At 28.9% G+C, this 24,860-nt stretch carries 22 protein-coding genes and 1 other annotated feature; of the genes, 19 read left to right on the top strand and 3 right to left on the bottom strand.

Going from position 1 to position 24,860, the window contains the following annotated elements; all coding sequences use genetic code 11:
• Positions 1–2: 2 nt before the first annotated feature.
• Both DWX74_RS01965 and DWX74_RS01960 read left to right on the top strand, forming a co-directional pair.
• The gene (locus DWX74_RS01965; RefSeq protein ID WP_118548459.1) at positions 3–356 is read left to right on the top strand and encodes a cupin domain-containing protein; all 354 of its coding nucleotides are present in this window, start codon (positions 3–5) and stop codon (positions 354–356) included.
• A 100-nt stretch (positions 357–456) separates the two neighbouring features.
• Complete coding sequence (locus DWX74_RS01960) at positions 457–1,695, top strand: hypothetical protein (protein ID WP_118548458.1); 1,239 nt, start codon at positions 457–459, stop codon at positions 1,693–1,695.
• A gap of 49 nt (positions 1,696–1,744) precedes the next feature.
• Here the strand turns inward: DWX74_RS01960 and DWX74_RS01955 are convergent, their stop codons facing one another.
• Positions 1,745–2,890, bottom strand: coding sequence for an AI-2E family transporter (locus DWX74_RS01955; protein WP_243412002.1), 1,146 nt, complete (start codon positions 2,888–2,890; stop codon positions 1,745–1,747).
• A 253-nt stretch (positions 2,891–3,143) separates the two neighbouring features.
• Positions 3,144–3,386 (top strand) — a binding site (T-box leader).
• Positions 3,387–3,437: 51 nt separating this feature from the next.
• Here DWX74_RS01955 and asnS point away from each other — a divergent pair.
• Positions 3,438–4,835 carry an asparagine--tRNA ligase gene (asnS, locus tag DWX74_RS01950; RefSeq protein ID WP_040410202.1) on the top strand — a complete coding sequence of 466 codons (1,398 nt, stop codon included), beginning with the start codon at positions 3,438–3,440 and terminating at the stop codon, positions 4,833–4,835.
• Between the two features lie 147 nt (positions 4,836–4,982).
• Here the strand turns inward: asnS and DWX74_RS01945 are convergent, their stop codons facing one another.
• Together DWX74_RS01945 and DWX74_RS01940 are read right to left on the bottom strand one after the other, a co-directional pair.
• On the bottom strand, positions 4,983–6,014 hold the full coding sequence (locus tag DWX74_RS01945) for a YeiH family protein (RefSeq protein ID WP_118548457.1): 1,032 nt from the start codon (positions 6,012–6,014) through the stop codon (positions 4,983–4,985).
• Between the two features lie 40 nt (positions 6,015–6,054).
• Positions 6,055–6,951: an NAD(P)/FAD-dependent oxidoreductase gene (locus DWX74_RS01940; protein WP_199647507.1), complete on the bottom strand. Its 897-nt coding sequence runs from the start codon at positions 6,949–6,951 to the stop codon at positions 6,055–6,057.
• 325 nt (positions 6,952–7,276) lie between these two features.
• On the opposite strand from DWX74_RS01940, the gene DWX74_RS01935 reads away from it, so the two are divergent.
• The 16 genes from DWX74_RS01935 to DWX74_RS01855 all read left to right on the top strand — a co-directional run bounded on the left by DWX74_RS01935 (position 7,277) and on the right by DWX74_RS01855 (position 24,846).
• A complete protein-coding gene (locus DWX74_RS01935) occupies positions 7,277–8,164 on the top strand; it encodes a LysR family transcriptional regulator (protein WP_118548455.1) in 888 nt (295 codons plus the stop codon).
• 69 nt (positions 8,165–8,233) lie between these two features.
• Positions 8,234–9,436: a hypothetical protein gene (locus DWX74_RS01930; protein WP_118548454.1), complete on the top strand. Its 1,203-nt coding sequence runs from the start codon at positions 8,234–8,236 to the stop codon at positions 9,434–9,436.
• A 286-nt stretch (positions 9,437–9,722) separates the two neighbouring features.
• Complete coding sequence (locus tag DWX74_RS01925; RefSeq protein WP_118548453.1) at positions 9,723–10,388, top strand: N-acetylmannosamine-6-phosphate 2-epimerase; 666 nt, start codon at positions 9,723–9,725, stop codon at positions 10,386–10,388.
• 148 nt (positions 10,389–10,536) lie between these two features.
• The gene (locus DWX74_RS01920) at positions 10,537–11,418 is read left to right on the top strand and encodes an N-acetylneuraminate lyase (protein ID WP_040410204.1); all 882 of its coding nucleotides are present in this window, start codon (positions 10,537–10,539) and stop codon (positions 11,416–11,418) included.
• Positions 11,419–11,474: 56 nt separating this feature from the next.
• Positions 11,475–12,974, top strand: a complete 1,500-nt coding sequence (locus DWX74_RS01915) for a sodium:solute symporter (RefSeq protein WP_118548452.1) — start codon at positions 11,475–11,477, stop codon at positions 12,972–12,974.
• Between the two features lie 113 nt (positions 12,975–13,087).
• A complete protein-coding gene (locus DWX74_RS01910) occupies positions 13,088–13,546 on the top strand; it encodes a YhcH/YjgK/YiaL family protein (protein WP_118548451.1) in 459 nt (152 codons plus the stop codon).
• A gap of 126 nt (positions 13,547–13,672) precedes the next feature.
• Positions 13,673–14,572, top strand: coding sequence for an ROK family protein (locus DWX74_RS01905; protein ID WP_118548450.1), 900 nt, complete (start codon positions 13,673–13,675; stop codon positions 14,570–14,572).
• Positions 14,573–15,418, top strand: coding sequence for a MurR/RpiR family transcriptional regulator (locus DWX74_RS01900; protein WP_118548449.1), 846 nt, complete (start codon positions 14,573–14,575; stop codon positions 15,416–15,418).
• Positions 15,419–15,767: 349 nt separating this feature from the next.
• Positions 15,768–16,328, top strand: a complete 561-nt coding sequence (locus tag DWX74_RS01890) for a TerD family protein (protein WP_118548448.1) — start codon at positions 15,768–15,770, stop codon at positions 16,326–16,328.
• 10 nt (positions 16,329–16,338) lie between these two features.
• Positions 16,339–17,655 (top strand): serine/threonine protein kinase, encoded by a 1,317-nt coding sequence (locus DWX74_RS01885; RefSeq protein WP_118548447.1) that lies wholly within the window; start codon positions 16,339–16,341, stop codon positions 17,653–17,655.
• 28 nt (positions 17,656–17,683) lie between these two features.
• Positions 17,684–18,400, top strand: a complete 717-nt coding sequence (locus tag DWX74_RS01880) for a vWA domain-containing protein (protein WP_118548446.1) — start codon at positions 17,684–17,686, stop codon at positions 18,398–18,400.
• Between the two features lie 16 nt (positions 18,401–18,416).
• Positions 18,417–19,949, top strand: coding sequence for a PP2C family serine/threonine-protein phosphatase (locus DWX74_RS01875; protein WP_118548445.1), 1,533 nt, complete (start codon positions 18,417–18,419; stop codon positions 19,947–19,949).
• A 91-nt stretch (positions 19,950–20,040) separates the two neighbouring features.
• Entirely contained in the window at positions 20,041–21,075 is a 1,035-nt protein-coding gene (locus tag DWX74_RS01870; RefSeq protein WP_118548444.1) for a transglutaminase domain-containing protein, read from the top strand.
• A complete protein-coding gene (locus DWX74_RS01865; RefSeq protein ID WP_118548443.1) occupies positions 21,059–22,606 on the top strand; it encodes a hypothetical protein in 1,548 nt (515 codons plus the stop codon). Before DWX74_RS01870 ends, DWX74_RS01865 begins: the two co-directional genes overlap by 17 nt.
• Before the next feature lie 64 nt (positions 22,607–22,670).
• Positions 22,671–23,750: a hypothetical protein gene (locus DWX74_RS01860; protein WP_118548442.1), complete on the top strand. Its 1,080-nt coding sequence runs from the start codon at positions 22,671–22,673 to the stop codon at positions 23,748–23,750.
• A 211-nt stretch (positions 23,751–23,961) separates the two neighbouring features.
• Positions 23,962–24,846 carry an alpha/beta hydrolase gene (locus DWX74_RS01855; protein ID WP_286164141.1) on the top strand — a complete coding sequence of 295 codons (885 nt, stop codon included), beginning with the start codon at positions 23,962–23,964 and terminating at the stop codon, positions 24,844–24,846.
• Positions 24,847–24,860 lie beyond the last annotated feature (14 nt).

Below are 24,860 nucleotides of genomic sequence, written 5' to 3'. Positions count from 1 at the left end.
TTATGATAAGAAAAAAATCAGAAACAACTACACAGGTTAGAGAACATGTTCAGGGTGGAAAAGGAAAGGGAGATTTTACAGTATTAGTAACTCCAGAAGAATTAAGAGGACATGGTAGACTATTCAATAGAATAGTATTAGAACCAGGTGCTTCAATAGGTGAACACGACCATACTAAAGATTTTGAAGTATATTATATACTAAGTGGAAAAGGACTAGTTAACGACAATGGAAAAGAAATTGTTGTAGAAGAAGGCGATGTTATATACACAGCAGATGGTGCAAAACATTCAATAGAAAATATAGGAGATGGAGTACTAGATTTTCTAGCGGTAGTTCTTTTTGATGAAAAATAATATACTGCATTATACAGAATTGTTTGAAAAATTATTAAAAAAATGATATATTACTTTTAGGTATTATTTTGAAAATATAAAGTAAAGGAGGAGATATAAAATGAAAGATTTTAATAAAAATAAAAAAATAATATTATTAATAATTATTGTACCACTTCTCCTAGTAGGACAGTATTTTATGTTTTCAAAAGGGATAATAACTCCGCTAGTAAAAGGCGTAGAAATAAAGATTATCGGAGGAAATTATATAAAAGACCTGGATAAATATATTATAAAACTAGGCGATGAGGTTGAAATATCTGCAGGAAATTATGTCAAAATACCTGGATATGCAAAGGATCCAGAGCTTTGGTTCAATGTATTAGATGATACCGGTATTGCAGAGATTAAAGGCAACAAGATGACTGCACTAAAAGAAGGGTATACTTCTGTGGCGGTTATGAAGAAGACTAGGGTACTTAAAAAAGCTATGATAAAAATAGTTAATCCTGATGTTGAGAGCTTAGACCTTGATTTAAGTGATAGCTTAAAATATGTAGGCGATAAGGCAACTATAACAAGCTCAGTTGCTATATCAAATTATAAGAAGTTTACGGATACATATAAAACAAAATATCTAAGCAGCAACGAATCTGTATTGAAGATAGAAGGAGATAATGTAGAAGCTGTAGGAGTAGGAAGTGCGACTATAAGTGGCGAATGTGGTGGGAAAACTGTAGAGATACCACTGGAAATAGAGGCAAAAGTTGCTAAACTAGAAGTTCCAAATGAATTTGTACTAGAAGAAGGTCAAAGTGCAACGATAAAAGCGAAGATAACTACTTCTCCTAAAAGCCTAAAAGCTCCAAATGTAGAGTATAACTATTCAACTAAAAAGAAAAAGGATGAAAGAGCTGCTTATATATCTGAAAAAGGTGAAATATCAGCGGTAAGAGAAGGTACTGAAAAAGTTATAGTGTCTTGTGGTGAAAAGAAGGCAACTGTAAAAATAACGGTAAAGAAAAGAAGTATTAAAAATAGTTCTATAAAGAATGTCAATTATTCATACAATATTGAAGAAGGAAAAGTAAAGATAGAAATAAGTTGGGATTCTCTGGATGGAATAAAATCCTATGAGGTTTATGCTAAAAAATACGATGATGAAGGATATGAAGTATTAAAATCAATTCCACAGTCTGAAGAAAAAGAAGGCAAGGTTAATACAACTATAGAAATTGAATCATCTAATGAAGAGGAAACTGAAGGTGAAAATAAGGAAAAGACTTTAGAAATATATATGGTTGGAGTAGGTGAAAATGAATCTACAAAACCGAGTGAAAAAATTATAATCAAATATTAAGAAAATAAAAGAGGGTATCTCAGTTAATTAATTGAGATACCCATATTTTTTATTCTTGATTATTATTTTGATCTTTTGGATTATCAAAATTGCTCATATGTATTTCTTGAGATTTAGTTTCTACGTATTCTGTAATATATACTTTTAAAACCCCCATTATTGGAGTAGATAGAATCATACCTGGTATTCCAAAGAATCCTCCACCTACAGTTACCGCAAGTATTGTAAGGAATGGACTTAAACCAAGCTGACCACCGACAATCTTAGGCTCTATAAATGCAACTTCTACCTGCTGAACAACAAGAAGATATATTAAAGAGAATAATGCTATCTTAGGATCTGAGAATAGGTTTATTAAAACAACAGGAGCCATACCTATTGCAGGTCCAAAATAAGGAATCATATTCATAAGTCCCATTAAAGTACCAAATAATAACGCATATTTAGACTTCAATACAAATAGACCTATACCAGAAAGTACTCCTACGATGATAGAGTCGAATATCTTTCCAGTAAAATATTTACCTACATTTTCATTAAGATCTCTTGAAACTGTCAACACAAAACTAGCTTTTTTATCACCTAAAGCTACATATACAACCTTCTTTAAAAAATCAAATATCTTTTCTTTTTCAAGAAGTATGTAGAAGCAAATGATAAATGCTAGTACAAGATTGAATATAAACTTACCAAATGAGAATGTCTTTTTAAATATTTCTCCTATAGATCCTACAAATAAACTACTTAAATTAGGAAGCATGTTAGAAATTTTATTCCATATTTCCTGCATAGTAGCTGCATCTATATTTTCTAAATGTCTTGAGAAGTTTATTAAGAATTTTTCTGTTTCAGCAAAGTATGTTGGAGCGTGATTTACTATGTCTATAATACTCTCTATTATCACAGGTAAGGTCATAAAAAGTATAGCAAGTAATACTGCAATAAGCCCACCATAAGCTATAAATAGAGAAGCGCCTCTTTTAGCTTTAAACCTATTTTCGAAAAACTTTATAATTGGATTGAATATATAAGCCAAAACAAAAGCTATAACGAAAGGCATAAGTAAGCCTATAAGGAAATCGAGCATTCCAAAGAAATACTGGTAGTTATCGATAAGTTTTATGATTAAATACGTTAAAACTAGTGTGAAAACTACATTTAAGTAAACTTTCTTTTTTTTACGTTTAACACTCAATATTTTTAACTCCTTTCAAAAAAAATTTAAGTTTTAAATAATTTTTAAAAATCTATAAAAAAGATTATACATTTTTTAATTGCTTTATACAAGGGATTAAATATTAAGAAAAAATAAAGAAAAAATCAAATAAAAAAAATAAATTGAAGTGAAAGAATCAAAAATTGCAAAATTCTTGACTTAATTAAAAACTACTGATATAATTGCAAATAGATAACACAATTTTTAAAAATAAGAATTGTATATATTTATATTAAATGCAGTGAAAAGAAGAGTAGGTATTTTCTAATAGTTACAGAGAGTCGGCGTTGCTGAGAGTCCGATTGCTAATTGTCTATACTGAAGAACATCTTGGAGCAGCTGACCGAAAGCATTTGTTAGTAGGCTCAGACGGTAGGAACCGTTATATTCCATAAGCAAAAGCTTTATGAGTGGCTGAGATTGTCAGCAATCAGGGTGGTACCGCGAATTGATTATTATACCTTTCGTCCCTATTATGGGATTGAAAGGTTTTTTTATTTAAAAAAAAGAAAAGGTGGAGAAAAATATGCAGAAAGAATTTTTAGAAATAAAAGAGCTTTATAGAAACAAAGAAGCTCACGTTGGGCAGACTGTAAAAGTTGCTGGATGGATAAGAACATCAAGAATGTCAAAAAACTTCGGATTCATAGAATTAAATGACGGAAGTTTCTTCAAAAATATGCAGATAGTATTAGATGAAAAATTAGAAAACTTCAAAGAAATAGGTAAATTACCTATATCATCATCAATACTAGTAGAAGGTGAATTAGTATCAACAGAAGGTGCTAAACAGCCAGTAGAAATACACGCAACAAAAGTAGAAGTAGAAGGTATGTCAGATAGTTCATACCCACTTCAGAAAAAAAGACATACATTAGAATACTTAAGAACAATAGCACACTTAAGACCTAGAAGTAATACTTTCTCTGCAGTATTCAGAGTTAGATCTTTAGCAGCTTATGCTATACACAAATTCTTCCAGGAAAGAAACTTCGTATACGCTCACTCTCCAATCATAACAGGAAGTGACTGTGAAGGTGCTGGAGAAATGTTCAGATTAACTACATTAGATATGGAAAACCTTCCAAGAACAGAAGAAGGAAAAATAGACTATTCTAAAGACTTCTTCGGTAAAGAAGCTAACCTTACTGTTTCTGGACAGTTAAATGCTGAAATAATGGCTCTTGCTTTCAGAAATGTTTATACATTTGGACCAACATTCAGAGCAGAAAACTCATACACTGGTAGACATGCATCTGAATTCTGGATGATAGAACCTGAAATAGTATTCGCTGATCTTGAAGATAACATGGAATTAGCAGAAGATATGATAAAATACATAATAAACTATGTAATGGAAAATGCTCCAGAAGAAATGCAGTTCTTCAATAGTTTCATAGACAAAGGTTTATTAGAAAGATTAAACAACGTAGTAAACTCTGACTTCGTAAGAATAACTTACACAAAAGCTATAGAATTACTACTTGAATCAGGACATGAATTCGAAAACCCAGTAGAATGGGGATGCGATCTTCAGACTGAACACGAAAGATATATAACAGAAGAAATATACAAAGCTCCAGTATTCGTTACTGACTATCCAAAAGATATAAAAGCATTCTACATGAGAATGAATGAAGATGGTAAAACAGTAAGAGCTATGGACTTATTAGTTCCAGGAGTTGGAGAAATAGTCGGAGGATCTCAGAGGGAAGAAAGAGAAGATGTACTTCGTGCAAGAATGCAGGAAATGAACTTAAATGAAGAAGATTACTGGTGGTATCTAGAACTTAGAAAATACGGAACAGCTACTCACTCTGGTTTCGGTCTAGGATTTGAAAGAATAATAATGTACATGACAGGAATGTCAAACATAAGAGACGTAATACCATTCCCAAGAACTCCTAAAAATGCAGAATTCTAATAACTTAAAAAATAGGCTATCGCAATATTTTGCGGTAGCCATTTTTTATACTTAATTTCAAGAGAAAAAGCTGTCGATTAATATTCATACGACAGCTTTTCCTAAAATATGTATAATAAAATAAATTGGGGTTAGAGGCAATTTTATTTACCAGATATGCATAAAGTGCTGTAATGTTAATGTAACAGCTGTTATACCTATCCAGCAAGACATTCCAAGAAGTATTGGTTTACCGCCACTTCTAACTAACTTAACTATATCTGTATTAAATCCTATTGCAGCCATAGCCATTATTATAAAGAATTTAGATAATTCTTTGAATGGTAGGAAGAATTCTGGTGATACACCAGCAGATGTAGCTACTGTAGTTATTATACTTGCTCCTATAAAGAACAGTATAAAGAATGGGAATACCTGTTTTAGTGGTATACTATTACCATTTTCCATCTCTGCTTTTCTAGCTCTTCTAAAAGCTAAGAACAGAGTTATTGGTATAATTGCTAATGTTCTAGTTAATTTTACAGTTACTGCTTTATCAAGTGTCCGGCTTCCTAACTGGTATATACTATCCCAAGTAGATGCAGCTGCTGTTACTGAAGAAGTATCGTTAACTGCAGTTCCAGCAAATACTCCAAATGCTTCACCAGATGTTGTAGAGAAGCCAAGAAGAGCACCTAAACTAGGGAATATTAAAGCAGCTAGTACGTTGAATAAGAAGATGACTGATATAGCTTGAGCTACTTCCTCTTCATTGGCATCTATAACTGGTGCAGTGGCAGCTATTGCAGAACCACCGCAAATAGAAGATCCAACACCTATAAGTGTAGATATTTTTTCAGGCATATCTAATTTTCTATGAAGTAGATATGCAATTATAAGTGAAGTAGATATTGTGCAGATTATTATAGGTAAAGATTGTTTACCTGTTTCCATAACTACTTCAAGATTCATACCGAATCCTAAAAGGACTACAGCGTACTGTAATATTTTTTTAGATGTATATTTAATTCCAGGTTCGTATGGTTCCTTATTTTTTATAAACATTGTAAGAACCATACCTATAAGTATTGCGAACACTGGACCTCCTATTATCGGGAATTTTTTTCCAAGTAGTACTGAAGGGATAGAAATGGCTAAGCACATTAAAAGACCCTTCCATTTTTCTTTTATAAAGTTCATATAAGTTAATCCTCCTAAAGCTTACATTTATGAGTTGTTTTTACATTGATGCATTTATTGCAGCTATTGTTCCGTCTGATACAGCAGTTGCAACCTGTCTAACTGGTTTAACTCTTATATCACCAACGGCATAAACACCTTTTATTTCTGTTTCCATTTTTTCATCAACTGGTATAAAACCATTTTCTAATTTTAAATCAGTGTATAGCTCTGTGTTAGGAACAGTACCTGCATAGACAAATATACCGCATCCTGGATCTGATATTGTTTCTATACTACCAGTTTTTTCATCTGATATATCAAGAGATTCAACTCTCTCTTTTCCGTAAACAGCGTGAAGTCTTGATCCTAATTTTACATTTATATTACTAGTTTTTTTGATTTTTTCTCTAAATTCTGCTATACATCCAAGAGAATCTTCAAAATGTATTATTGTAACAGTTTTAGCAAACTGTGCAAGATAAAGAGCTTCTTTGATAGCGCCATCTGCACCACCTACAACATATACATTTTTACCTATATAATCTTTACCATCTCTAGCAGCATTAAGACCTATTCCTTTTCCTGCTAATTCTAGTTCGCCTTCTATACCAAGTTTTCTTGCTCTAGTACCGTTGGCGATTATTATTTTTTTAGCTTTATAAAGATTGTTATTAGTGAATACTAATTTAACATCGCCTTTTAAATCTACATTGTTTACATCTTCATAAACTATTTCTATTCCTGAATTTTCGGCCTGTTCTTTTAGTCTTTCAGCAAAACTTATTCCTGTTTCACCATTTACTATTCCTGCGTAATGAGTTACTGTAGAAACTTTTCCTATAAGTCCACCAACTTTTTCTTTTTCTATTATAAGTACTTTTTTTCCTCTACTTTTAGCATATATTCCAGCACTTACACCAGCTGGTCCTGCTCCTATGATTACTATATCGTACATAATTCCGTTCCTCCTTTTAAAAATTAAAGTGTTTAAATTTTTTAATTAGCTTTTGTTTTGCGTTTGTTCTTTGCTATGCTTTAACTATAAACCCTAACAACCATTTTGTAAAATTATGTATAATAATATATAGATAAATATATCTTATGATACAAAAATTCCTTTTCTTTATGGTGTAAAAATCAATATTAATATAAAATAAGTTTATAAGCTAAAATACTAGAATAGCGAAATAGGATAATAGGAAAATATGTTATATAAGGTTAAAAGGATCTTTTGAAAATAAGATGTGTTAGAGGAAAGCACAAAATTTTGGAGGAAAGATATGCTTGATTTTAGAATTGAAACATTTTTAAAGGTATGTGAGTATATGAATTTTACTCACGCTGCAGAAGCGCTTTGTATGACTCAGCCAGCTGTATCCCAGCATATAAAGTATCTTGAGGAAAAATATGAAACACCATTATTTATAAGGGATAAGAAGAAACTAAGTCTTACACCAGCTGGAGAAATACTTAGATCTACTTTAGAAACAATGAGAAATGATGAAACTACAATGAAAAATAGAATGAAGGAAAGTATGATAGGAAAGAAAATACTTACATTTGGGGTAACTATGACTATTGGTGGATATACGGTTATTCCTTCATTGATAGACTTTATAAATGCAAACCCAGATATGGATTTTCAGGTTAGATACGGAAATACTCAAACTCTTCTTTCTTATCTTCATGAAGGAAGTATAGATTTTGCAATAGTTGAAGGCTATTTTAAAGCAGACAACTATAATACAAGAGTATTTAAAACAGAGGACTACATAGCCGTAGTTGCTAAAAATCATGAATTCCAAAAGGAAGTGAAAGTTTTAAAAGACCTTACAAACGAAAGACTTATTATAAGAGAAAATGGCTCTGGAACTAGAGCAATACTTACTAAGAGCTTGGCTGTTAAAAACCTTAATGTAGAAGATTTTCCAAGAACAATAGAGATAGAAAATATTCACACTATAGTAGATTTATTATGTCGGGATTGTGGAATTTCATTCTTATATAAATCTGCTGTTGAAAAAGAAATAAAAAATGGAACACTTAAAGAAATTAAATTAGATGATTTTAAAGTTAGTCATGATTTTACATTCTTATGGAATAAAGATAGTGCATTTTCAGAGGATTATGAAAAGATATTTGAGATTTTTAAGAGTTCATTAAAATAAATTCTTTAAGTTAGAATTAAGTTTTGTATTGTATTATATTTCTATAAAATGAAATAGGAGTGGATACGGATGAGCACAAATTTTGAATTTAAAAAACCCAATTTTGATAATATAAAAGAGAATATAAGGGGTCTGAAGGAAAAAATAAACTTAAAAAGAGAAGGAAATCAGCCATTAAAGGTTGCAGGAATAGCTTTTGTTATACTTCTTATTGTTTCTATAATAGCAAGTTCTGTGCGGAGACAGTTTTTAGGCGGTATAGGAAATGTTAATATGTTTAGTATACTTTTAGGATTAAATCTTATTGGAGTTAGAATAAGAAGTAATGGAATGATGATGTTCTCTTCATCTACAATAAATATAGGAGTAATAGTTCTATTATTGATACCTATTTTAGCTTTAATAGTTGCAAATTTATTTATATATAGAAGAAAAATAGAATCTATTGATAGATGTATTATTGAAGCTCTAAAAGTAGGTTTTATATATGGCCTATTATTGGCTATAACATCAATATTTAGTACAACAAGAATAAATCTTGGAATGGGAAATATATCTGGGTTCGGAAATAATTATATAGCCATAGGTTATAAATTCTTCCCAGCATTTGGAAACGGATTTTTAATAGCATTTTTAACATCTGTTATTTTAAATTATAGAAAAGAATTCCATGGAGAGTACTACACAACAGATATAATATCTGACGCTGTTAAAGAGTTTTTAAAATTATCTTTAATAATACTAGTTATAACTGTGATAGTTGTATTTACAAAAAATTCAACACTTTATGACTTTGGACTTTCAGATTATTCAAAGGGTGGCGCTGTAATAGCGTATATTATGCAGATGGCGGCATATTTAATTACAATAGCTACAGGAGGAATAGTACATATAGGTGATTCATCATCTATGTCTATATTCAGTATATTCAATAGTGCTACATTTACAGACACTAAGCTACTTATACGGATTATATTCTGTATATTTGCCATAGCTATGATTTTTGTCGGAGCAAATATATATAGAAACTACAGATTTGAAAATAGAAAAACTGTGCTACATTTCAGTATAGCGTTTGGATTTTTAGTTGGTTTAGTAGCTAAGTTTAGTGCTATTTCAATATCAGGATCAATGATTCAGAATATGTCATCTATGGATTTAGCAGTTAGAGCTGGAACATTCACTACATTTGTTATATCTATATTATTCACTGTAGTATTTACAGAAATAGGATATAGGGTAGCACCTCATTTAGATGATTTATTCAAATAAAAATAATGTTATAAAATTATAAATGAAAATTTATTTCTATAATAAAAATGAAAATTATTTTATGTAATCACTGCAAAAATGAAAATTGCAGTGATTTTTTTTGCTTAATTATCAAAAATAACTACAAAAGTCAGTTAAAAGATGTATAAAAGAAATTTTATTTCAAAATTTGAATAAATTTATGAAAATATATTGCACAAAATGAAAATGCGTGGTAGAATTTAATTGTTGAAAACGATATTAGAAAAATAAAAATTGAAATAAACTTTCAAAAGGAGGTAGATTGATGCTAGATTTAGTAAAAGGAAAATTAATAGTATCATGTCAGGCATTACCAGATGAACCACTTCATAGCTCATTCATAATGGGAAGAATGGCAAATGCAGCAAAAGAAGGTGGAGCAGCTGGTATAAGAGCACAGGGTGTTGAAGATATAAAAGAAATAAAAAGAGTAACAGGACTTCCTGTTATAGGGATAATAAAAAGAAATTACGATGATTCAGAAATATATATAACACCTACAAAAAAAGAAATAGACGAGCTTTTAACAACAGGATGTGAAATGATAGCTCTTGATTGTACAGATAGAAAAAGACCAGGAGATGAAAATCTTGCTGAGTTAATAAAATATATAAAAGAAAATAATGTACTAGTTATGGCAGATATATCTACTTATGAAGAAGCTATGGAAGCTGAAAAATTAGGTGTAGATTGTGTTTCTACAACACTTGCAGGATACACATCTTACTCAGTAAATAAAGTAGGACCTGATTTTGAATTAATAGATAGACTTGTTAGCGACTTAAAAGTACCAGTTATAGCAGAAGGGAAAATAAATACTCCTGAAGATTTAAAAGAAGTATATGCACATAATGTATTTTCTGCAGTAGTTGGATCAGCAATAACAAGACCACAGTTAATAACAGCTAAATTTGCAGATGCAATAAAATAGCGATAAGAGTAAGTCATTCTTACTCTTCAGTTTGAAAATGAAGAATATTGCGACGTTTAGGAAAACGTTAATTAAGATGTAACTTTCATCCGTAAAGGATGCGTAAATAAAAAATAAAATAAATTATAAAATTTTGGAGGATTGGAAAATGAAAACAACAGATATGAAAGGTATTTATTCAGCATTATTAGTTTCTTTTGATGAAAATGGAAACGTAAACGAACAGGGGACAAGAGAAATAATAAGACACAATATAGATAAAATGAAAGTTGATGGATTATATGTTGGTGGAAGTACAGGGGAAAACTTCATGCTTTCAACTGATGAAAAGAAAAGAATATTTGAAATAGCTAAAGATGAAGCTAAAGACGAAATAAAATTAATAGCTCAGGTTGGTTCAGTAAACTTAAAAGAAGCTGTAGAACTTGCAAAATTCACAACAGATTTAGGATACGATGCAATAAGTGCAGTTACACCATTCTACTATAAATTCGATTTCGAAGAAATAAAACACTACTACAATACAATAATAAACTCAGTAGATAACAGATTAATAATATACTCTATACCATTCTTAACAGGTGTAAACATGAGTTTAGATCAGTTTGCAGAATTATTCGAAAACGAAAAAATAATAGGTGTTAAATTCACTGCAGCAGACTTCTACTTATTAGAAAGAATGAGAAAAGCATTCCCTAATAAATTAATATTTGCTGGATTCGACGAAATGATGTTACCAGCTACAGTTTTAGGAGTAGATGGAGCTATAGGTTCTACTTTCAATGTAAACGGTGTTAGAGCTAGACAGATATTTGAACTTGCTCAGGCTGGAAAAATAGAAGAAGCTAGAGAAATACAGCATGTAACAAATGATTTAATAACAGATATATTAGATAACGGATTATATCACACAATAAAAGCTATGTTAGAAGAAGAAGGAGTACACGCTGGTCTTTGTAGAGAACCAATGAAAAAAACAACTCCAGAAATGGCAGCAAGAGCGAAAGAAATACATAAAAAATATTTTTAATAAATAAGTAATAAATAGGGATAGATTACATATAAGTCAATGGAGGATTATAAATAATGGTAGGATTTACGATGATCGATTTAGTCGTATTAGTAGTTTATCTACTAGCGGTCTTATTCGCTGGACTTTTCTTCTCGAAAAAGGAGATGAAAGGAAAGGAATTCTTTAAAGGTGATGGTACTATACCATGGTGGGTTACATCAGTTTCAATATTCGCGACTTTACTAAGTCCAATATCATTCCTTTCGTTAGCAGGAAACTCATACGCAGGAAGCTGGATTTTATGGTTTGCTCAGTTAGGTATGTTTATAGCAATACCTTTAACTATAAGATACTTCCTTCCTTTATACAGTAGATTAGAAATAGATACAGCTTATCAGTATCTTGAAATGAGATATGAAAGCAAAGGTCTTAGAATATTAGGTGCTCTAATGTTCATAATATATCAGATAGGACGTATGTCAATAATAATGTACCTTCCATCTGTGGTACTTTCAAGTTTAACAGGAATAAATGTTAATATACTTATAGTAGTAATGGGTATAATAGCAATAATATACTCTTACACTGGTGGTTTAAAAGCCGTTTTATGGACAGATTTCATACAGGGAATGGTTCTTATAATAGGTGTAAGTGGTGCGTTAATATACATGATAAGCCAGATAAACGGTGGATTTGGAGAAGTAATGAGTACTCTTACAACAGGAAATAAATTCTTATTACCTGATGAAAAATTATTCGATCCAAACTTCTTACACACAAGTGCGTTTATAATATTCTTTGGTGCTGGTCTTAATACATTGTCATCTTATGTATCAAGTCAGGACGTTGTTCAGAGATTTACAACTACAACAGATATAAAACAGTTAAATAAAATGACTTATGGAAACGGAATACTTTCAATGGGATTAGCAACAATATTCTATTTAATAGGAACTTGCTTATTCGTATTCTACGGACAGAATCCAGAGCTTGCTCAGACAGTTCAGCAGGACCAGATATTTGCATCATATATAGCTTATGAATTACCAGTAGGTGTAACTGGAATACTTTTAGCAGCAATATATGCAGCATCTCAGTCAACTTTATCAACTGGATTAAACTCAGTTGCAACAAGTTGGGTTCTAGATATACAGGCTCTATTATCTAAAGAAGAAATTCCAATGGAAAGACAGACTAAAATAGCACAGTATGTATCATTAGGAGTAGGGATATTTGCAATAATAGTAGCAATAGTACTTGCTAGTGGAGATATAAAATCAGCTTATGAATGGTTCAATAGTTTCATGGGACTTGTTCTAGGAGTTTTAGCTGGAGTATTTATACTTGGAGCATTCTCTAAAAAAGCAGATAGCAAAGGTGCTTATGCAGGATTTATAGCATCAGCAATAGTAGTAGTATACTTAAAATACTTTGTACCAGAAGTTACTTACTGGGCATACTCTTTAATAACAATAGCTATATGTGTAGTTGTTGGTTTAATAGTAAGTAAATTCACTAACAAAGATGGAAAAGAAGCAAAATCAGAAACAACTGTATTCTACGGTAAAAATTAATTATATAAAATTGCAACCAACCAAAGTGCTTATATAATTTAAATTATATCATCTAACAATTTAGAGTAATCGCATTTGCGGTTACTCTAAAAAATTATACGGAGGAAAATAAAATGATCTTTGGAAATATAAACTATGATAAAACAAATTCAGTTTTACCAGAAGATATAAAAAAATGCTTTGAATATGCAAAGGAAAATAATCTTTTAGATTTTGAAAAAGGATCTCATGTAATAGATGGAGATGATTTCTTTGTAAATATAGTTGGATATGATACAACTGTAAAAGAAGAAAGATTCTGGGAAGCTCATAGAAAATATATAGATGTACACCTAATGTTAAGTGGAGAAGAAAGAATAGCTCTTAACTTCATAGAAAACTTAGAACAGAAAGAATTCCAGGAAGAAGGAGATTTTCTTCCATTAGAAGGAGATGCAGTTAATTCAGAAGTAGTACTTAGAAGTGGAGACTTTTTAGTATGCTATCCTGAAGATGCACATATGACAGCACTAAAAGCTGGTGAAGAAAAAAGCTCAATAAAAAAAGCGATTTTCAAAGTTATAATAAAATAGTTGAATATAAAGATAATTAAGGAGGCTATTTTATAATTAGCCTCTTTTTTGCGTAAAAGCGCTAAACTTGAAGAAAAATAAATAATATGTTAATATATTAAAGATTTATAAATCGGAGGAATCAAAATGAGTAAATATGTTTGTATAGATATCGGCGGAACTTCTATAAAATACGGATTAGCTAATGAATTAGGAGAAATATTAGATAGACAGGAGATGGATACAGAAGCTCTTGAAAAGGGTGGACCTGGAATTCTTGAAAAATCTAAAAATATAAGTAGAAAATATATAGAAGAAAATGATGATATAAAAGGTATATGTGTATCTACAGCAGGTATGGTAGATCCAGAAGAAGGAAAAATCGTCTATGCTATAGAAAGTATAATACCAGGATATACAGGACTTGAATTTAAGAAAGAAATAGAAAAAGAATTCAATATACCTTGTGAAGTTGAAAATGATGTAAACTGTGCAGGACTTGGAGAAGCATGGTTAGGATCAGGAAAAGGAAGTAAAACATCTGTATGTATGACTATAGGTACGGGAATCGGAGGAGCAGTAATAATAGATGGTAAAATACACAATGGTTGCTGCAATAGTGCCGGAGAAATAGGACATACAATAATAGAAGGAAATTCATTCCAGGATTTAGCTTCAACTTCTAGCCTTGTAAAAAAGGTAGCAAGATTAAAAAATATGGACTATAAAGATTTAAATGGTAAAATAATATTTGAAGAGGCAAAAGCTGGAGATGAGATATGCATATTATCTTTAAAAGAAATGATAAGAGTTTTAGCTTTAGGTATTTCTAATGTTGCATACCTTGTGAATCCAGATACTGTAATTCTAGGTGGAGGAATAATGGCTCAGGAAGAGTATATTAGACCAATCTTAGATGAAGAATTAAAGAAAATATTAGTTGAAAGAGTTTATGAAAATACAAGAATAGAATTTGCATATATGAAAAATAGTGCAGGTATGATAGGAGCTCTACGCAACTTTTTAAATAAACACGTGGAGGAATAAATGAGTATATTAAAACAGCTTGAAGAACCAAATTTTAAAGCAACGAAATCTGATAAAGTATTAATCGAGTATATAAAGGAAAATATCGAGGATGTTTTTTATAAGTCGATATCTCAGATAGCTAAGGAAAGTGGAATTGGGGAGGCTACTATAACTAGATTTTCTAAGAAAATGGGGTATAGTGGACTTCAGGATTTTAAGGTTACATTAGCTCGGGAGATTTCAGGATTAAAAAATAGAACAATTATAAATAGAAGTATAGAAAATGATGAAGGTGTTATGGAAAGTGCCCGAAAATTATTCAATTCTAATATAAGAATATTAGAAAATACTTTTAATATAATAGATGGAAATGATATCGAAAAGGCTACAGATATGATTATAAATGCCAAGAAAGTATTCTTTATAGGTATAGGATATTCTGGTATGACTGCAGAGGATTCTAATTATAAGTTTTCTAGAATAGGGTTTAACTGCATGGCGATGGATAGCAGCCATAATATGATTATGATGGCATCACTTATGGATGAAGATGATGTTATTGTAGCTATTTCTCATTCTGGAGAAACAGACGAGATTATAAAGACAGTTAATATTGCAAAGGCAAATGGAGCAAGTGTTATTTCTGTTACAGAGGACAAGAGTTCTAGGCTGAGAGATGTTTCAGATGTTAATTTAGGGTACTTTTCTGGAGAGAGTATACTTGAGACAGGTTCGATTTCTTCAAAGCTAGCACAGTTCTTTATTATAGATCTTGTGTATACTCAGGTTGTTAAAGAGAAGTCTGCTGAGGTTGTTGAGAGAAAGATTAAGACAACTGATGCGATAAAATTGTATAATGAGTAAAAAAGGAATAGCATATAATATTGTATCAACGGTATTATGTGCTTTTTTATTTTATTTTGTATAAATCTATGATATAATCTAAATGTAAAAAATAATAAAATAAATGTGTAATTGCTAGAAATAATAAAAGGGGTTGTATTCTTTTGATGATATTCGATAAAATCAACAGACAGACAGACAGACAGACAGACAGACAGACAGACAGACAGACAGACTAACAAACAAGTTAGTTTATTTGTTATACATTTTTTTGAATATAAGCACAGTTCTATATTATGTAGATTAAATACATTATAGAAAACTGTGCTTTTTTTGTTTCTATAATTATATGTGATATGGGAGGCGTTGGATGGAAAAGATAGAAGAAAAAGATAATATAGAATTAATTATAGGTGATTTAAATTGGAATGAAAGTAGGAATGAAAATGAAACATTTGATTTAGATGTATCGGCATTTTTACTAAATAAAGATAAAAAGTTGGATAGAGATGAGAATTTTATTTTCTATAACAATAAAATAAGTGAAGATGATTCTGTTATATATACATCAGATAATATAACTGGTAATAAAGTCGATGATGAAGAATTAATAGTTGTTAATTTGAATAAAGTGACGTCAGAAATAGAACGAATATCTATAGTGGCAAGTATACATGAAGTTGATGATGAGGATTATTATTTTAAAGATATTAAAAATTCTAATTTAAAAATATCTAAATCAGGAGATGAATTTGATTTATCTGGGAAAATGATGTTTAAATTTGATTTAGAAAAAGAATTTGGAAATGAAAAAGCAATTATAGCCTTAGAAATAGTAAGAAATGGTGAAGAGTGGGAATATACACCTAAATCGAAGGGATTTAAAGGTGGATTAATAGATATTATAAGATATTACGGAGGAAATATATAGGAGGGAAAATATGAATGAATTTATAAAAGGGCAAAAGATTGATGTTGTATCTGGCGGTCAATTAGAAATTATTGAAAAACTTGGAGAAGGTGGTCAAGGAATAGTATATAGAGTTGAATATGAGGGAAAAGAGTATGCTCTAAAGTGGTATTTTGAAAAGAAGTTAGGAGATAGAATAGACTCATTCTATATGAATATACAGAATAATATAAAAGAAGGATCTCCAGATAATGTATTTTTATGGCCACAGAAGATAACAGAATATTATGAGGATAGTTTTGGATATCTTATGGATTTAAGACCAAAAGAATATAAAGATTTTTCTCAGTTTTTATTAGCAAAAGAAAAATTTGCTAATATATATGCTGTAATAAATGCAGCTCTAAGCATAACAAAAGGTTTAAGAAAATTATATCAAAGAGGATATAGTTATCAAGATTTGAATGACGGAAACTTCTTTATAAATCCTAAAAATGGTGATGTGTTGATATGTGATAATGATAATGTTGCACCAAATAATGAAAACTTAGGTATTATGGGTAAATGTAGATATATGGCTCCAGAGTTAGTTGCTCAGTCATCAGATGAAATTAAAAAACCAGATATAAAAACAGACAGATTTTCATTATCAGTAATACTATATTTAATATTATTTTTAAATCATCCTTTAGAAGGTAAAAGAACTCTAAAAAAACCATGTATGACAGAAGAACTTGAAAGAAAATTTTATGGGGAAGAAGCATTATTTGTTTGGGATGATAGTGACGATTCAAATAGACCAGTTAGAGGTGTGCATTCTAATGAAATAGCGCTTTGGCCAATATATCCTAAATTTATCAGGGATAATTTTAAAAAAGCTTTTTCAAAAGAGTGTTTAAAAACGGATAGAGATCAAAGAATATTAGAAAAAGAATGGATAAGAATTTTTATAGAACTTAGAAATAGAACAATAAAATGTCCATTATGTGGAGAGGAAACATTTTTATATGAAGATATAGATGAAGTATCTTGTATTAATTGTAATAAAAAATTGCCACAGTATCTAACATTAAAAATTAAAAAGTATAATATACCTATAATAGAAGGCGAAAAAGTGTATACATGTCATTTAAAAGATACAGATAATTTTAATGATGAGATAGGTGAAATAGTAACTAGCAAAGTAAATAAATCAGCGATAGGATTAAAAAATAAATCAATTAACACATGGAAAGCTATATTGCCAAATGGTCTAACTAAATCTTATATGAATGGAGAAGTTATAAAACTTGGAAAAGGACTAAAAATAGATTTTGGTGATAATGTAGTTGGAGAGATAATGTTATAAATAATAAAAATTAAAGGAGTATTATGTTATGGGAATATATGATAAAGTAGTAGAAATACCAAGAAGAACAATGGTTTTATTTTTCTTAGTAGATGTTTCAGGAAGTATGTTTGGATCAAAGATAGGAACTGTTAATGTAGCTATAGAAGAAATAGTTCCAGAATTAAAGGATTTGTCTGAAAATAATGCAGATGCACAGATAAAAATAGCTACATTAGCATTTTCATCAGGAGCTCATTGGGTAGATGATAAACCTATAGAAGCAGAAAAGTTTAGATGGAATTACTTAAATGCAAACGGACTTACAGATTTAGGAGAAGCTTGTAATAAGCTAAATGATAAATTATCAAAAGATGAATTTATGTGTGATGCTACAGGGTCATTTGCTCCAGCGATATTCTTATTATCAGATGGATGTCCAACAGATAACTACAAACATGGACTTGATAAATTAAAACAGAATAACTGGTTTAAAAAAGCTATAAAAGTTGCTATAGCAATAGGTGATGATGCGAATAAGGATGTATTGGAAGAATTTACAGGAAGTTCAGAATCTGTAATAACAGTACATACACCAGAAGCACTAAAAAAATGGATACAGTTTGTTAGCGTAAGAGCATCAGAGGTAGCTAGTAAAAGTGCAAGTATAGGAAGTAGTAGTAAACAAGAAGAATTTACAAAAGAAATACAAAATCAGGTTGCGGATGCAGCTGATTGGGATTCATTTGATGATGAAGAATGGTAGAAAAGAGGTTATATAGATGGAATATAAATCTTTTAATATTTCTTATATAGGAGCAAGCCATATAAAAAGAGGAACAGAATGTCAAGATGCATCTATAAGCTTTAGTAATGGAGATTATTCTATCATTGTAGTTTGTGATGGACACGGCGGAGATGATTATGTTCGAAGTTCGAAGGGATCTGATATAGCGAAGGAAGTAGCTTTAAAAAAAGTAAAAAAATTCATAAAAGATTTTGAGAAAATAGAGTCTTTTGAAAAAGATAAAGATTATTACGACAGAGTTATGTATAATTTAAAGGCTAGTATAATATTTTCATGGAATGAAAAAGTAAAGGAAGATATATCAAAAAATCCTTTTACAGAGGAAGAATTAAATAGGGTATCTGAAGGAGCTAGAAAAAGATATTCAAATGATAAGTCAGAAAAATTTTATTCAGCATATGGGACAACAATGATAGCAGTAGTATGTACTGAAAAATATTGTTTTGCAATCCAAATAGGAGATGGGAAATGTATTTTTATAAATTCTGATGGCGAATTTATTCAACCTGTACCTATAGATGAGAAATGTTTTTTAAATGTTACTACATCAATATGTGATGAAGATGCTATTGATAGCTTTAGACATATTTTTATTGAAAAATCAGATTCAAAAAGTTTACCTGTTGCAGTATTTATTGGAACTGATGGAGTTGATGACTCATTCCAAAACGATCAACAATTGTATGAGTTATATAGAACAGTATTGTACTCTTTTTCTAATACTAAATTTGAAGATGCATATGAAGAGTTAAAAAATTATATTCCAACATTATCAAAGCATGGAAGTGGAGATGATATTTCTATTGCTTCAATATTAGATATTGAAAATATAAAAGAACTAGATTTTATTAAGAGTTTTGAAAAAGATTTATTGGGAAGCGAAACATCAGAAACTCAAGATGATAATGAAGAAAATATATCTGATATAATAGATACTGATTCTATAGAGAATAAAAGCTTAAAATCTGATAAAACATTAAAGATAAAAATGTATGATGAGGAAAATATTCAAGAAGTTAAATATCATTTAGAAGAAAATAATTTATTATATGATGAAAAAGAAAAGAATAGATCTTCTAAAAATGATTTTTTAGAACAAGAAATATCGGAAGTAGCAGATAACTATGGAGAAGATATTTTAGAAAAAGGGAATAATACTTCTATTGATAGTGATAGCTCTGAAATAAATAATGGAAATGATATTCAATTATCTGATGATGAAATATCTGGAAAGACAAATTGTTTAAAAAAAGAATATGTAAATTTGGAAGAAATAAATAAAGATAGTTTATTAAGTGAAACAAAGCTAGAGTGCACAGATGATAAAAATGAAGTGTTAGAAAAATATGAAAATCAAAATATAGAAGAAGAAAAGAAAGATCCTTTGCAAAATGATGAGATACCACAAATCCCAAAATCAAAAGAAGATTTATCAGATGAAAACGAGAAAGTAGGCAAAAATATTAAAAAAGAAAAAAAATCTTGGAAATTTTGGAAAAAGATTTAAATAGTTAATTGAAATAATAAAGACAGATGTATTATTAAAAATTTGATATATCTGTTTTTATTATTAAAAATATTTCGGGAGATGAAATGAATTGAATAATAAATATTATTATAGTATTTTAGAAAATGATAGCGAAAAAGATTTGTATAAAAAAATTTATAATGGAATAAAAAATTTTGATAAAGAAATTGAGATAGATAAAAAATGGAGTACAAAACAAATACATGAGCTGTATATAAGGATATTAATGGATACACCATTGTTTTTTTTTGTTAATCAAAATAAATTATCTATAAAAAAAACATTAAAAAAAGTAATAATAGAGCCGTTGTATATATATGATAAAGAAGAAAGTAAAGAAAAATATATAAAAGTAAGAAAAATTACAGATAAAATAATTGATAATATAAAAGTAAAGAATTTAAATACATTTCAAACAGAAAAATATTTTCATGATAGTATAATAAAAAATGTTGAATTTGTAGAACATGATAGATTTTATTCTCCTAATGCACACTCTATAATGGGGGTATTTATAGAAAAAAGAGCTGTGTGTGAAGGAATATCAAAAGCATTTAAATTACTATGTGATTTAGTTTCAATAAAATGTATGGTAGCATATGGAAAAACAAATCAAGGTTTTAATATAAAAACTGATAGTCAACATGCTTGGAATATTATAAAAATAAATAATAAAAGCTATCATATTGATATAAGTTGGGACAATATATATATAAATGGTAAGAAATATCCAAATTATAAATATTTTAATGTAACATCAAACTACATAAGAAAAACTCATCAAATTACAAATGTGATGCCTTTATGTGATAATTATTACTTTAATTACTATTGTTATACAAAATCAGTATTAAGAAATTATAATGATGTAAAAGAATTTATTGAAAATAATTATGAAAAAGAAAATATTTTATATTTTAAATTAGAATCAGATTTAGTATTAAAATCAATAAATGAGATAAAATTAAAAATGAATTATTTTATCATGCTTAAACAGGCGAAAAATATAACAAATATATCAAAATTCAATATTATTATAAATAAAGCGGATATGGCTGGAATGATTATAAAAAATGAAGGAGGTTATTATGGAAAGAAAAAATAGTGGTTATAAGATTAATTTAGAAAAACCTATGGACAAGCAGAAAAAAAATAAAATTAAATCAAATAAGTTAAATATAAACAATGCAAAAAATACTAGATTATATACAAATAAAACTCAATCAGATGCCGAAATATTAGGAAAAAATGCTACTAAACTAAATCTTTCTTTTGATGAAAAAATTAATTATGTTATAAGAAATTCAAAAGATGAGAGAGATATAGCTGATGCGTTAAAAATAGTTATAAGAGAAGAAATTAAACAAGATAAAAGAATAAGTATGTCGGCATTAGATAATTATTTTATAGCATTTAATAATAACAACCAAAGAATTATAGAATTAAATGAATTAAGCCATTATGGTTATAAATATAAAGAATTAATAAACTTAAAATTAGCAGAAGTAGAAATAGAATGTTTAAAAGATAAAAGTAAAAGCAATACAAATGAATTTATAAGAAATAAAATAAATTATATACATACATTAATTGATGAAGGTATAAGATTATCAAAACAAAATAATACTGAGCCATATTTGCTAGAATTGTACGAAACTAAAAAAGAACTGTACATATTAGAAAATGAAGAACAGAATAAGCGAAAAATAGAAAAAGTAAATATTGAAATAAATAATATAATATTAAGATTAAATAATACTAATAAAGGGATAAACAATAATACTACAAAGAGTATATTTAATAGTTTAAAATCAAATAATAAACAATTAAATACAGTAAATCAGAAGAGTATTAATAATGTAAATGTACAAAATACTACTTCAAATACTGTAAATAAGAAAAAAACAAATAAAATAATGGCTGCAAGTATATTGTTAATCGGATTACTTATTGTAGCTAATTTAATGTTTAGTTCAAAAAATAACACGCTAGCAAATACAACAGATGATAATATAAATAAAAGTAGCGAAGTTGTAGCAAACTCAGAACAAGAAAATTATAATGATGAAAATTATTACGAAGAATCAGAAACAGAACCAAAAGTTGAAGAGAAAAAAGTAAATAGAGCTATGGAAGGTGCAATGTCCTCAGCACCAACAGTCAAGAAATCACTTCCAACAAGATATAGCGAATATGGGGACTATAGTTCAACTAAACAGTCTTATTTTATGGAGCAAGAAGATTTATTAACTGAATACTATACAGACTATGAAAAAGCAGTTTCAAATGCTGATTATTCATACGTTCGGGGAGATTTAGTAGATGATGGACAATTATCAAAAGAACTAAAAATATCTATACCACAATATAAACATAAAAGTGTATATGTAAAACATTTTAGCATATATAATTTAGAAATGTATGGAGAAGATAAGGCGACATTTAGTTTAGATACTGTATTTGTTGTAGACAATGAAAGAATACAGATAGAAACTCAAAAAATGACAACATATTATGATTATTATAACCAAAGATGGCTAATTGATAATTATACAGATTGGGATATTATATACAAACAGGAATATGATCCAAATGTAGATTACTTTGATTTTACAAATTATAGAGAGTATTTCTAATATGTATAGAGATAATAAAGTATTAAAAACTTATTAAATATTAATTTATGGAATGAGGAATACAATGAAAAACAAAAAAATATTAATAACAATTCTAGGATTTTGCATTCTTTGCTTAAGTGTAATGTTAGGTCTAAACATAAAAACATATATGGAAAAAAGAGAAAAAAATAGCATAAGGCCAATATTAGCAAGCCAAGAAACATTAGAGCCAGAAGTAAAAAAAGCTATGAACAACTTATATAAAATAACTGGAGATAACAAAGAAAGAGTTGTTTATCAGTACAATCCAGATAAAAATTATATAATGGAAGATTTTATAAAAAGTAATTATTATGCATTTAATGTAATAGATGCTGATGAAAATGGACAAATAACAAATATTAGAAAATGTAACTATTTAGTAAATAAAAATACAAATGATACCAATGTCTATTTTGCTGGTGGACAAATGAATGCATTAGAAAAGGCAGATAGTTGGAAAGTAAAGAAAGAATATGAACAATACTACTATGAAATGCAACCTGAAATAAAAAAAGCATATGAACGGATAAAAAATACAGTAGGAGAAGATTATTATAAATATGAGTATGATCCAGAATTGGAAAAAGAAGGAAATGAAAAATATGATTTAGGTGAAAAATTCTATGTATTTTCAGATTATGGTCTAGATGAAAATGCTTATTTTAGCGATGAAGGAGATGTTGATTTAGCTGTTAAAAAAGAAAATATGGAAGTTTATGAATTTTCTATAGCAGCTTATCCTAATAACTATATATTACCTTATGGTGATGAAAATTTAGGACTTGAAGACTGGCAGGTAGAATGTAAAAAAATGCATGATGGAGCGTGTTCAACAGAGGAAGAGCATAATAATGTAGGTAAAGGGATTAGTGTAGAGGAAGCTATAGAAATATTATATAGAAAAACAGGAGATAATAGTCTTACTTTTGATTATGAATATACAAAAGAAAGTAATTATTTAATGGCATTAACTAACTACGAATACTATAATAGTAATTATTATATATTTTCTGTAGAAGATGAGTTTGGAGATATGCGGGATATGAATTATGTTGTTAGAAAATCAGATGGAAAAGTATTTTATTTTTCACCGTACATGACTGAACCACGGCCATGTTAGATAAACAAAAGTACTATCAGATTAAACATTTTTTGTTTAATCTGATAGTACTTTTTTATGTTAAATATGAATTAATACTTATAAAAACTTTATCTTTTGTTTGTAAAAAGAACAGTATGTGTATTTAATGTGAAAAAAATCAATAATATTGAAAAAAAAAACACATTAAGTTAAACTATAATAATGAACACGAAAAATGGAGGAAAAAGTTATGCATAGCGATAAAAGCTCAAAAATCAGAAGAAAAAAGAACAACGAAAAAAAATATGATACTTTTAGCTTGACTATGGAACTAAACAAACCTTTAATAACTGAAGAAGAATTAAAAAAACAAAACGAAGAAAAACAAAGACAGAAAAAAAGAAAAATAAATAAAAATATATTCAAAGCAGTAGCAGTTGTAGTTATTATAGCACTTGTTGGATCATTGGCATGGCTTCTAAATGCCTACGAACCACAAGATGTAGCTAGAGAAAATTTAGTTTCTAACAGTGAAGTAAAAGTAGTTGAAGGAGATATAACAGAATTTATACCTAAGGATGTTGTATCTAATACCGGTGTGATAATATATCCTGGAGCTAGAATTGATGTTAAAGCATATGCACCACTTGCAAATAGACTAGCACAGAATGGATATAAAGTATTTGCAGTAGATATGCCGTTTAATATGGCAATATTCTCATCACATAAAGCAGATAAAGTAATTGAAGAGAATAAAGATATTGAAAATTGGGTTATAGTAGGTCATTCATTAGGTGGAGCTATGGCGACAAATGCAATATCTACAAATAATAAGATTAAAGGAATAGTATATTTAGCATCTTATCCATCAGGAGATAAAATAAAAGATAGTGGAGCAAAAGTATTGTCAATTTGGGGAAGTAAAGACGGAGTAATAAACTTTGACAATATGATAAAGGCTAAGGAAGATTTACCGAAAGATACAGAATATGTAGAAATAGAAGGTGGAAATCACTCTGCATTTGGAGATTATGGACTTCAAAAGGGAGATACAAAATCTATAATATCTGAAGATAAACAGCTAGATATAACTGTAGAAAGTATCTGTAATTTTATAAGCGATAAAATAAATTAAATATAATATTATAA

It is taken from the genome of Peptoclostridium sp. AF21-18, assembly GCF_003478825.1.
Lineage (GTDB): Bacteria > Bacillota > Clostridia > Peptostreptococcales > Peptostreptococcaceae > Peptacetobacter.
Note: the sequence above shows the minus strand (reverse complement) of the source record. Positions and strands in the feature narration are given on the sequence as shown.